The 11,700-nt window shown below is 65.5% G+C and carries 9 protein-coding genes; 3 read left to right on the top strand and 6 right to left on the bottom strand.

Features of this window, described 5'->3' with window-relative positions:
• Positions 1 to 144 precede the first annotated feature (144 nt).
• Both BM199_RS10305 and BM199_RS10300 read right to left on the bottom strand, forming a co-directional pair.
• On the bottom strand, positions 145 to 1,344 hold the full coding sequence (locus BM199_RS10305; RefSeq protein WP_245788267.1) for a GGDEF domain-containing protein: 1,200 nt from the start codon (positions 1,342 to 1,344) through the stop codon (positions 145 to 147).
• A 776-nt stretch (positions 1,345 to 2,120) separates the two neighbouring features.
• A complete protein-coding gene (locus tag BM199_RS10300; RefSeq protein WP_091672687.1) occupies positions 2,121 to 3,308 on the bottom strand; it encodes an MFS transporter in 1,188 nt (395 codons plus the stop codon).
• Between the two features lie 449 nt (positions 3,309 to 3,757).
• Between BM199_RS10300 and BM199_RS10295 the strand changes: the two genes are divergently transcribed.
• Entirely contained in the window at positions 3,758 to 4,645 is an 888-nt protein-coding gene (locus BM199_RS10295) for an SDR family NAD(P)-dependent oxidoreductase (protein WP_091672384.1), read from the top strand.
• A 57-nt stretch (positions 4,646 to 4,702) separates the two neighbouring features.
• On the opposite strand, the gene BM199_RS10290 is transcribed toward BM199_RS10295, so the two are convergent.
• Entirely contained in the window at positions 4,703 to 6,544 is a 1,842-nt protein-coding gene (locus BM199_RS10290; RefSeq protein WP_091672383.1) for an AMP-dependent synthetase/ligase, read from the bottom strand.
• 359 nt (positions 6,545 to 6,903) lie between these two features.
• Between BM199_RS10290 and ku the strand changes: the two genes are divergently transcribed.
• Positions 6,904 to 7,902 carry a non-homologous end joining protein Ku gene (ku, locus tag BM199_RS10285; protein ID WP_091672381.1) on the top strand — a complete coding sequence of 333 codons (999 nt, stop codon included), beginning with the start codon at positions 6,904 to 6,906 and terminating at the stop codon, positions 7,900 to 7,902.
• Positions 7,903 to 7,981: 79 nt separating this feature from the next.
• Positions 7,982 to 8,218: a hypothetical protein gene (locus BM199_RS10280; protein ID WP_091672379.1), complete on the top strand. Its 237-nt coding sequence runs from the start codon at positions 7,982 to 7,984 to the stop codon at positions 8,216 to 8,218.
• Positions 8,219 to 8,266: 48 nt separating this feature from the next.
• Here BM199_RS10280 and BM199_RS10275 read toward each other — a convergent pair whose 3' ends face one another.
• The 3 genes from BM199_RS10275 to BM199_RS10265 all read right to left on the bottom strand — a co-directional run bounded on the left by BM199_RS10275 (position 8,267) and on the right by BM199_RS10265 (position 11,596).
• The gene (locus BM199_RS10275; RefSeq protein ID WP_091672378.1) at positions 8,267 to 9,820 is read right to left on the bottom strand and encodes an AMP-binding protein; all 1,554 of its coding nucleotides are present in this window, start codon (positions 9,818 to 9,820) and stop codon (positions 8,267 to 8,269) included.
• A 141-nt stretch (positions 9,821 to 9,961) separates the two neighbouring features.
• The gene (locus BM199_RS10270) at positions 9,962 to 10,564 is read right to left on the bottom strand and encodes a TetR/AcrR family transcriptional regulator (protein ID WP_177242560.1); all 603 of its coding nucleotides are present in this window, start codon (positions 10,562 to 10,564) and stop codon (positions 9,962 to 9,964) included.
• Between the two features lie 135 nt (positions 10,565 to 10,699).
• On the bottom strand, positions 10,700 to 11,596 hold the full coding sequence (locus BM199_RS10265; protein ID WP_177242559.1) for an SMP-30/gluconolactonase/LRE family protein: 897 nt from the start codon (positions 11,594 to 11,596) through the stop codon (positions 10,700 to 10,702).
• Between the last annotated feature and the right edge of the window lie 104 nt (positions 11,597 to 11,700).

Below are 11,700 nucleotides of genomic sequence, written 5' to 3'. Positions count from 1 at the left end.
GACCTGGAGCATATGCATCCGGGTAACCCCCTAGTTCGGTGGTATCGACGGCCTCGGGTCGCCGAGAGCACCCAGTTGTTCGCAGAGGGTGACCAGACGAGTGGGAAATCGAGGGACAGCAGCGATTGGGTCGATCGGCTCTCACTACGGGGCGTGACTGTTTCGGGTTGCTATCCGGACCTGGTTCCGGCCCGCTTCCTTGGCCTCGTAAACGGCCGCGTCCGCGGCGTGCATGAGCCCTTCGAGGCTGTCGGCGTGCTGCGGAAAAATTGCCACGCCAACAGATGTCGTGCGCCGGTTGATGGTTGTCTGACTACCACGCTTGTCGGTCGTCACGATACGCAGATCGGCGATTGCCCGCCGCACGCGCTCCGCCGCCTGCAGGGCGGCACGTTCGTCCATGTCGGGAAGGAGGATGAGGAATTCTTCGCCCCCGAAGCGACCGACCACGTCACTCGGTCGGGTAACCTCTCGAAGCGCTTCGGCGACGGCCTGTAGCACATCGTCGCCGGCTGGGTGTCCGAACGAGTCATTGATCCACTTGAAGTGGTCGAGGTCGATCATCAGAAGGGCGATATCGTCCTCGGACTTGCGGGCGCGTTCGAGTCCCCGTTCGGCGAGTTCGTTCCAGCCGCGCATGTTGAGCGCGCCGGTCTTGGAGTCGGTTCGGACGTCGTCCTGCAACTGGTCGAGTTCGGCGAGCCGGTTGAACACCACCGTCACCACCGCCATGATCGCCACGGCCGGGGGCATGATGACCAGCAGGACCGCCGTGACCGCCCCGAGTCCGATCGTGATCGCCTCGAGCAGGTTGTCGGCCTTGTTGCCCAGCACCTTGCCCACCGTGGGCCTCGATGAGGAACTCAACGCGAGAATTGAACCCACGTAGAGGATCTGTACCGCTTCGAAGACGAGACCGGCGAGAACCAGGCCGCCGAAGTCATGTAGGGAATCCAGTCCGCCGAGTGATCCCCAATTGTATGGGGCCAGTGAGACGAACGTCAGCTGAGCCAATGTTCCGGACAGGCCGTGGGCGATCGAGGAAAAGACGAAGTTGTGCGCCGGACGCCGGGCGATGAACCAATGTTGAAGTCGAATCAATGCGACGAGTAGAAGGGTGAGCGGAACCGGAAAAATGACCGCGGCGGGGAACGTCCAGACCGCCGTGAGATCGATCAATACGGTTCTGGTCCGATTTCGCCGTCGCTCTTCTTGTCGCTGGGTCAATTGGATGTGGACCGTAGCGCCCGCGGCGAGGATCGCGAATCGTATCCAGTCGCCCACGGACGGTACTTCCGAGTGTGCGATCGCCACGGCGAAGACCGCAACGGCAAGCAATTCCATGGCGAGTAGCGCAACGACGACGCGCTTCGGTCGTTGCCACAGTGCCCACTCCCGTGGATGGAAAGGATGGTGACTCTGTGTCGCTGCTTGTTGCACGGGTCTCTCGTCGTTCTTGGCTGGCCGTAGCGGTGCCACGCCGTTGCCGTCCGGCGGCGCGGACCGGAGATCGGCGTGCTGGGGCGGAGTCCGCGACTGGTCCGGAGGTGGGGGTGGCATGTCTTCACCTCCCTGACCGGTGTCTTGTCGGGATCGGTAATCTCTCCGCTACCCGCTGAAGTGCCATTCGTTTTCTTCGCCCGGTATCATCTCACTCCACCAGATGTGTCGTGTAGCCGAGCCTCGGCTGTACTGTCCGTATCGTTCGTGCGTATGCGCGAGTGCCGATCGGAGGTGTTCCTCGTGTCGAGCCGTGACTGGTGATCTTCGGAAGGATCTGATTCTGTTGAGTTTTGCTTGCGGTGGAAGGAGGGTCGATCGTGTCGAGCCGTGACTGGTGACTCCTGTGTGGACCTGGTTCGTTTTCGAGTGAGGAGGAGGCAAGCGATGTCGAGCCGTGACTGGTGATCTTGAAACAGCGGTGAAGTTCTGTTTTTCGCGCAACGGAAGGAGACGTGACATGTCGAGTCGCGACTGGTGAACCGGAACGACAGCACACATTGGATTTCGATTCAGGAGGAGGGCGGACCATGTCGAGCCGTGACTGGTGACCTCAGGCAGGCAAGCTCGGAAGGTTGTTGTGACCGGTGCCGGAGTTTCGGTCACCGAGTTCACCGCCATCAGCCCGACACGCTCGGGTCGGCCGTCCGTACCCGTGTCCACGCGAGTGCGACGGGTATGGCGAGGACGACGCCCGTGACGCCGGCGAAGGCGACCGCTGTGGACGCCGAGCCGATCAGGTGTGCGACCACACCACCGAGCGCGACGCCGACTCCCTGCGCCACTCGCAGACCTGTGCGGTACAGACCGCCCGCTCCGCCCCTGAGGTCGTTCGGGACCCAGGTGATGAAGGTGGCTCCCACGGTGATGATGTACGCGCCTGCCGCTCCGGCGAGCGCGAGTATGACGAGCGCGAACGGAAGTGCGGGCTGCAACGCGAAACCGATGAGGGCGGCCACCGAACAGACCGCCAGAATGCCCATGAGCCTGCGGCGGTCCTCCGCCGAGGCGTAGCGGGACAGGAGAAAGACACCGGCGACGAAGCCGAGGGGATCCGCGGCCAGCAGCCAGCCGACAGCCTGGCTGGGGGCGCCCATCTCGTGAGCCAGTGGCGCGGCGAGGCCCTCGGGAATCACCGCGAGACCGACCAGCCAGGACAGTGCGAGCAGCACGCGGAGCCTGCGCTGGCCGAAGACCCACCGCAGTGCGCCGAACCAGGCGTCCCCGTTGCCGCCAGCGGCTGGACGCCAGCGCACGTAGCGACGGATGAGCACGGCTGCGACGGCGAAGGTCAGTGCGTCGGCGGCCAGTGCGTAGAACGGCCCGACCAGGGAAACGAGCAGCCCGCCGCCGCCGAGGCCGACGAGCATCGCCGTGTTGGTGGTGATGCCACGCAGATCCTGGCTGCGCAGATACATCTCGTCTTCCGTGAACACCTCCCTGGTCAGCGCGTTCTGTGCGGCGTTGGAGGGGGCGCCGGCCAGCCTGGCGAACACGATCAGGACACACAGCAGCGCGATCGGTGAATCGGGTATCGCCATCAGGCCCACCAGCACCGCCTGCATCGCGGCGGTGACCCACAGGATCGTCCGCCGTGGGTAGCGGTCGGCGAGTTGTGCGAGTCCCAGCCCGCCTGCCAGTGCGGGCAGGAACGTCAGTGCGTAGACGAGCGCGGCCCACAGCGCGGAGCCGGTGCGGTCGAAGACCATGATCGCGAGTGCGACCGTGGTGAGCTGGTCTCCCAGCACAGACTGCGTCTCGGCGGCCCACAGCGCTCGGAACTCACGGTTGCCGAGTGGCGCGGTCACCCGGGGCGCGGTCTTGCTCGTCACCGTCTCGCCACCTGTCCCCCGTCGGCTGATGGTGTCACTGTTCCCGGCTGCTGTCCGCCCGCCGGACAGCAGGTCCGTCGTCACCGGATGCGACGACTACAACAACGTAAAGTATGCCGTCGGCTACGCGGAGCCGAACAGGGAACCTTGGCCGAATCCGACCAACGGGTGTCGGGGCTGGGCCGCCCGACCCCCTCCGAAAGTCGCGGCCTGCCCGCTCACGGTGCGGTGACCGGCCGTTCGCGCGCACAACGACCTGTCGGGCAGTTTCCCGTGAACCGATCAGCTCTCCATCGTTCGGCGCAGTGGATAGACCGCTTGGCGCGGGTCTGTTCGGGGGAACCCGCGGGTACCCAACACTGGCTGCAAGGCCAGCGGCAGTGAGCTACGAGAGCTGAGTCGGGGCTGGCGTTGGGAGTAAGGACATGGACATGCTGCTAGAACACAAAGCGGTAGTGGTGACCGGTGCGGGGCGTGGCCTCGGTGAGGCGTTCGCGATTCATGCCGCGCAGGCCGGAGCGGCCGTGGTCGCCAACGACATTGACGCCGATCTTGCCGAGCGGACGGCCGCCATCATCCGCGAGCACGGTGGGCGGGCGGTCGCCAGTTCGGACAGCGTGACCGACCCTGGGCAGGCGAACGCCATCATCGATCTGTGTGTCGCGGAGTTCGGTGGGATCGACGGCCTGGTCAACAACGCGGGGCTGAACTACGAGGCCTACCCCTGGGAGGAATCACCCGAACAGGTCAAGGAGATCGTGGATGTCAACCTTCTGGGGGTCATCTACACGGGTATGGCCGCGGCGCGCGCGATGGTGGAGGGCGGCCGGGGTGGCTCCATTGTGAACATCTCTTCCGGAGCGTCACTCGGGCAGCGCAAACTGGGTACCTACGCGGCGACCAAGGGGGCGGTGGCGTCGCTGACCTACTCCTGGGCGCTGGACATGGAGGAGGTGGGAATCCGGGTCAACGCGGTGTGTCCACTCGCGCACACCCGGATGGTCTGGAAGTCGGAGCGCTCGTTGCGCAACTGCCCGCCCGACCGCACACCGTCGCGGGTGGCGCCGCTGGTGATGTACCTGCTCGGCCCGGGATCTCAGGGAATCACCGGGCAGTTGATCCGGTGCACCGGCCCGCAGTTGCACATCGTTGGCCACCCTTACCTGAAGGCGCCCATCCTGGAACGTCAGGTGTGGGACACCAACGACGTCCAGCGTGCCTTCGACGAGGTGTTCAGCGCGCACCTCGAACCGTACGGGCTGGAGAAACGGGTACCGCCCCGCTTGCGCAAGTGGACGGAAGGCGCTGCGTGACGCCGGGTTGTGCCCGCGCCCGTACCGGCGCGGGCACAACCCGGCGTTGAGTCCCGCTCAGTCCTTCGCGGCCTCGTAGAGCGCGCGGATGTCGGTGCCGTAGCGGTCGTTGATCACCCTGCGCTTGAGCTTGAGCGTCGGCGTCACCTCGCCGGTCTCCGGGGTCCACGCCTTCGGCAGCAGGTGATAACGCTTGATCTGCTCCACCCGGGCAAGCCGGGAGTTGGCCGCCTCGACCGCACTGTCGATCTCGGCCCGCACATCCGGGTGTTCCGCGAGCTTGCTGACGTCGGACTCCTCGATCCCCTTCGAGGCGGCCCAGCCTGGGGCGATCTCGTCGTCCAGGACGATCAGCGCCGTGATGTACGGACGGTCATCCCCGATCGCCACGGCTTGGCCGACGAGCGGATGTTCCTTCAACAGTCCTTCGATCCTGGTGGGCGCGATGTTCTTGCCGCTGGAGGTGATGATCAGCTCCTTCTTGCGGTCGGTGATCGTCACGTAGCCGTCGTCGTCGATCGTGCCGATGTCACCGGTCGCGAACCAGCCCTCGGCGTCGGTCGCCGGTTCGATAGAGCCGTCGGCCTGCAGGTAGCCGAGGAACACGATCGGGCCCCTGACGAGCAGCTCGCCGTCCTCGGACAGGGAGACCTCGATATCGGCGAGCGGCCTGCCGACCGTGCCCGCCTTGAACGCGCCCGCGGTGTTGGATGTTGCGGCGCCCGTCGTCTCCGAGAGCCCCCAGACCTCCTCGATCTCGACACCGAGCCCGGCGATGAAGTAGAGCACCTCCACCGGGAGGGCGGCCGCGCCGCTCGCCGCGAGCAGCAGGTTGTCCAGGCCGAGCAGTTGCCGGACGGGTGCGAGCACCTCGCGGTCCGCCTGATCGATCCGCTCGGCGAGTTCGGCGGGCACATCCTTGCCCGCGCTGCGGAGCTTGTAGCCCTCCTGCAGTAGCTGGTTCGCCTCGGTGAGCGCGGTCCTCCGGTCCTCCGGTGCTCCGGCCAGCATGTTCTTGAGGCCGGCCGTCATCTTCTCCCACACGCGGGGGACGCCGAAGAAGCTCTGTGGCCGCACCCTGCCGAGCGCGCTGACCACGTTTTTCGGATCCGCCAGTGTGTGCACATGACCGGCGAAGATGATCGGGATGTAGATCGACAGTTCCCGCTCGGCGATGTGTGCGAGCGGGAGGTAGGCGATGTTGGTCATGTGCAACGGGGTGCCGTGCAGCCGATGCACCGCCAGCCCCTCGTGGATGACGTTTCGGTGCGACAGCACCACGCCCTTGGGATCACCGGTGGTGCCGGAGGTGTAGATCATCGCCAGCGGATCGTCCGGCTTGATGCCCGCGGCCGCGGACTCGAACACGTCCGGATCGGCCGCGTGCAGCTCGGCCCCACGTGCCCGCACATCGGCGAGACTCACGAAACGATCGTCGCCAGGGGGAACGTCCTCGGCGTTCATCACCACCACGTGACGCAGGTCCGGCAGCTCGTCCAGCACGGGAAGCCAGCGTTCCAGCTCGGCCGCACCCTCCAGGACCGCGACCGGTGCGGCGCTGTGCCGCGCCACGAACGAAATCTGTGAGCTGCTCAGGGTCGAGTACGCGGTGCAGGAGATCACTGCCATGTGGGTGGCCGCCAGGTCGGCGACGAGGTGCTCAGGCCTGCTGGAGGCCATGATCAGCATCCGCTGGCCAGCGTTCAGGCCGAGGTCGGCGAGGCCTCTGGCCACCGCGGCGATCTCGGACCGGAGCTCGGCCCAGGTCAGGGTGGGTTCTCCCGCCGCGTCCAGTGATGTGAGCGCAGGCAGATCGCCGAACTCCGTTGCGTTGCGTTGCAGGAGGGAGGGGATCGTCTTGCCTTCGGTCTCGCTCAGGACGGATTGCTGGGTGGTCAACGCTGGCCTCCTCGGATCGGCACGCGGATACAGTAAATCCTAGTTAACAAATCTGGAAGGGAACTCTCGATCAAGTTCGGTTTCGCCAGTGATCCACGAGATGAGCTGGTAATTCGGGGAGGCCTTCCGCGTGGCAGTGTGGTTGTCGTCATGCGACTCTTCGTTAACTTATTGGCTGTTCGGCCGAATGGCGGCACATTGCCGGGATTTCCCGTCCATCGCAGACTGCCGTTGCGCAGACAACCCGGCTGAGCTGCGCAGACGTACCCGATACCGCCGTCGGCAGTCTTTCGTCCCACTGGTTCGACGGGTAGTCTCGATCACACTTGCGGTCGTCGACGCACGGAGGTGCGGGGCTGATGCGGTCGATGTGGAAGGGCACGGTTTCGTTCGGGTTGGTGTCGATCCCGATCCACCTGTACGCGGCCACCGAGGGGAAGTCGATCAGCTTCCGGCAGGTGCACGCCGCCGACGGGGGCAGGGTGCAGTACAAGCGTGTCTGCTCGATCGACGGGCAGGAAGTGCCCTACGCCGAGGTCGCGAAGGGCTACGAGCTCGACGACGGATCGATGGTCGTGCTCACCGATGAGGACCTCGCCGACGTGCCCGTTTCGTCGTCGAAGTCGATAGACGTGCTTGAGTTCCTTCCGCTGGAGGCAATCGACCCGATCTCCTACGACCGCAGCTACTTCGTCGAACCGCAGAAGGCGGCGACCAAGCCGTACGTGCTGTTGCGCGATGCGCTCGGAAAGTCGGGGCGGGTGGCGCTGGTCAAGGTGACCCTGCGGCAGCGGGAGTCACTCGCGCTGCTGCGCGTCTATGCCGATGTGCTGGTGCTCTCCACCTTGCTGTGGCCGGAGGAGGTGCGCACCCCGGACTTCGGGTTCCTCGACGACCCGCCGCAGATCCGTGACCAGGAGCTGGCCATGGCCGGGTCGCTCATCGACTCGATGACCGAGGACGTGTTCGAGCCGGACCAGTACCAGGACAGCTATCAGCAGGCGCTGCGGGAGCTGATCGACGCGAAGATCGCCGGAAAGGGCACCACGAAGCCTGCGCCCGACCGCAAGGGTGAGGCGCAGGTCGTCGACCTCATGTCGGCGCTGCAGGCGAGTATCAGCGCGACCAGAAAGCCCCGTGCGACCAAGAACAGTGGCTCGGGCAGCCGGAAGACAGCGGGCAAGGCGGCCGAGGAGCGCAAGACGACCACCCGCAAGTCGGGCGGTGCCGGCTCGACGGCCAAGTCCACCACCCGGTCAGGCCAGGGCAGTCGCTCCCGGGATTCGGGGTCGGACAAGGCGGCCACGCCCAAGTCCACCCCGCGCAAGGCGCCTGTCCGCAGGCCGAAGAGCGCATAGTTGGTGGATTCGCGGAAATCCTCCGACACGCCGCAGCGGTGCCGGAGGAACGTCGCCCGCGCGTGATATCACAGGCAGCATGGCCTTCACTGGATCTGTCATCGTCGAGGTGACGTGCACGGACTGCACAGCAGAGCTCGAGCACTGCCACGGCACGCTGATCGTGCATGACGACGGCGTTGTGGACTGCACGGAGCAGGACTGCTCCGACCGGGATCTGGCCCGCCACCCGCTCCTGCTGAACTGTGTGGACGAGAATCCGGACTGCGGATGTGCGCAGTCGCAGCAGCAGGACGGTTTCTCGCTGGCTTCCTGACATTGGCGGCGGACGGTACGTTTCCCGGTAAGTTGTCCGTTTCGACCGTTACCGATCTCGGTAACGGTCGCGTACGACACGCCTGAGCACCTTGCCGATCGGAGTTTTCGGTAGTTCGTCGACGAAGCGCACGCCGGTGACCTTCTTCACCGAGCCGAGCCGCTCCCGAGTCCAGTCGATCAGCTCCTGTTCGGTTACCTCACCGTCGTAGCCGCGGACCAGGACCACCTCGGCCAGCGGCGTCTCCACCCATTTCGGATGCGGTACGCCGACGACAACTGCCTCACTGACACCGGGGTGGGCGGTGAGTACGTTCTCCAGCTCGGCGGGCCAGATGTTGAAGCCGCCGGAGATGATCAAATCCTCCTTGCGGTCGGCGAGGAACAGAAAGCCTTCCTCGTCGAAGTAGCCCATGTCCCTGGTACGCACCCAGCCGTCCGGTGTGATCCGCGCGGCGGTCGCCTCGGGATCGCACCAGATTTCGGCCATTCGAGGAGGCCCGACCGCCACGATCTCCCCGATCTCGCCCTGTGGCAGCTCGTTGTCGTTCTCGTCCACGATTCGGATGCGCGCGTTCGCTGTCGGTCTGCCCGCCGACCGTAGTCGCCGCCGCTGTGCCGGCGAACCGTTCACGATGTGGTGCTCCGGAAGCAGTTCGGCGACCGGTGCCACCTCACTCTGGCCGAACTGCTGGTGCATGATGTTGCCCCACACCTCGAGCGCCCCGATCACGATCGACTCCGGGATCGGCGAGGCGCCGTAGAACACGCGCCGCAGGCTGGACACGTCCCGTATCGAGGCGTCCTCGTGTTGGATCACCATTTGCACCATGGTCGCGACCAGAACCGTCATCGTCGCGCGTTCGGCCTCGACCAGCCGCAGGAACTCTCCCGGGTCGAACGCGGGCATCACCACGACCGAGCCGCCCGCGTCGAGCAGCGGCCACAACGGCATGTTCGCCGCGTGTGTCATCGGGCCCGCTGCTAGATAGCGGTCCTCGCTGCCCAGTTTCGGTCGTACCGCGGTGAACATCTCCTCACCGACAGCCATCCAGCCACGGACGGTGTGCAGGATTCCTTTGGGCAGGCCGGTGGTGCCCGCGGAGAAGCGGATCTGAAAAGGGTCGTCAGGCCGGACGATGACCGGGGGAGGACCCGCTGGGGCGGCGGCGAGCATTTGCTCGTAGTCGAGGACGTCGGCGTCCGGCTGTTCGCCGAGCACAACCACCACGCGTACCGAATCGCGAACGGCGAGTGCCCGCGCGATCGCGGCGTGGTATTTGTCCTGCACGATCAGGGCGGTGGCCTCGGTCAGGCCGAGTAGGTAGTCGTGGCGGTCAGCGCTGTCGTGGGCGTAGAGCGGGCAACGTACGTAACCGCCGAGCGTCAACCCACCGATGAGTTCGACGGACTCGAAACTGTTGTCCGCCAACAGGGCGACCCGCTCACCCTGGTTGATTCCGGCCGCGCGCAGTGCGTTTGCCAGTCGGCATGATCGTTCGTAGAGTTCGCGATTGGACTGTCGGCGGTCGCCGCAGATGAGTGCGGTCCGCTCGCCGTTGATCTCGGCGTTGCGGCGCAGGACTTCCACAGGATCCATCATGTTTCCTCCGTCATGACGATCGATCGGTGCTTGCTCTCGTATCCACACTCGAAGGATGCGGACCGGTGTTCCAACCTCGTTCGGGTGCTCGCGACGGAGCACCGGTGAGTCAACTGCTACGAACGATCAGGCCGGTTCGGGTCAGTCGTGTTGAGAGTCGTCGCCGGAGCGGATGTAGCCGGAGAGCAGACCGACCACCTGCTCGTACAAGGTGTCCACGTCGATCCGGCCGGACGGGTGATACCAACGGGTGATCGACACCAGCATCCCGTTGATCAGGTTCGCCACGGCGCTGATGTCCAGGTCCGACCGTACGATCCCGGCTTCGGCACAGTCGGCGAGCAGTTTCTCCACCGTGTGGTTCACATCGCGGGCCCAGGATCGGTAGTTGCGCAATGCCTGTGTGGACAACTGGTGTTGGTCGGCGGTCAGCACCTGGTAGTAGGTCTGGTACTTGACCGCGTTCTCGATGTGCGCGCGGAGGTAGGCGTTCAGCTTCTCGCGTGAGGAGAGCTCACTGGCCACGATCTGCTCGATACCGTCGCGAAGCGGATAAATGATCTGCTCCACGATCGTTTCGAGCAACCAGCGCTTGGACGTGACGTACTGGTACACGGTCGGCTTGCTGACGCCGGCCTCGGCCGCGATATCACTGATCGTCGCCTCGACGAAGCCCTTGCGCTCGAACACCCGCGCGGCCGCGTCGACCAGTTGCTGCACACTGGTAGCGCGCTGACGTGCCACGACCGCTCCCCTCCACCGAAACCCGGCCCCACGGTGTGCCGCACCGGTGACCCTGATCGACTGGCCGAATATTACTGATCGCACGAGGGCCGATGAACGCGCACAGGCGACTGCGTTCGACGTCCAGGCCGACGTTTACGAACTCGGGGCAGGCACGGCCACCCGGGTCGTGATGAGTTCCGCGGTACCCGCCACCCCGCCGAGTGCCTCGAAGAATCCCGCTGAGGCGGCGATAAGGAGCTCGTGCCCGTCCGGTCCACCCATCGCGCAGGTGTAGACGTTGGCTCCGGCGGGATGGGCGATCTCGTCGACGATCTCGCCGGCGGGCGACACCCGGACCACGCGCTGTCCGCGCGCGTCAGCCGCCCAGACATGGTCCTCGGCGTCCACCGAGAGACCGTCGGGGGCGAGCTCCATCTCGGCGAGCATCTCCTGCGGACCACCGGGTCGCGGTGGTGAGCCGAACTGTGCCAGGGTGCGGCGGGCACTCAGCGAGCCGTCCTCGCCGATCGTGAACGCGGTGAGCCTCGCCGCGAACGACTCCGCCACGACCAGCGTCCTGCCGCCGTCGATCGTGACGATCCCGTTGGGACACCACAGATCCTCCGCTGCGATGGCGACTCCACCGTCCGGGTCGACGCGGAAGATGGGGCCAGGCTTGGCGGCCTCACCCTCATGGATCGCGAACCCGATGGTGCCGACCCAGGCCCGGCCCGCGGTGTCCACCCACATGTCGTTGATCCAGTAGGGCGCGACCGCGGACAGATCCGCGTGGGTGCTCACGGTGCCGTCGGCGTTCCTGCGCAGCAGGGCCCTGTCCTTCATCGACACCACCAGCAGCGAACCGTCCGGCAGCCAGCCCAGCCCGGAACACAGTGCATCGACGCGCATGAGGTCTTCTCGTCGCCCGGAGGGGTCGAACGCGCACACTACGCCCGCGAGCGCGTCCGAGGCGTACCAACGGCCCTCGTGCCACCGAGTGCCCTCGAAGTACATCCCGCCGCCGACAACGGTGTCGAACTTCCTGCTCATCATCGATCTCCTCGTTGAGAACCGTTGCGTGTATGTCCCATCAAAACTAACCAACTAGTAAGGATTAAGTTAATACCGTGCTTCGCTCCCGTTGGCAAGAGCGC

Origin of the sequence: Amycolatopsis marina, from assembly GCF_900111885.1 — a bacterium.
Lineage (GTDB): Bacteria > Actinomycetota > Actinomycetes > Mycobacteriales > Pseudonocardiaceae > Amycolatopsis > Amycolatopsis marina.
The sequence above is the reverse complement of the archived record's forward strand: the minus strand, read 5'-3'. Positions and strand labels throughout refer to the sequence as shown.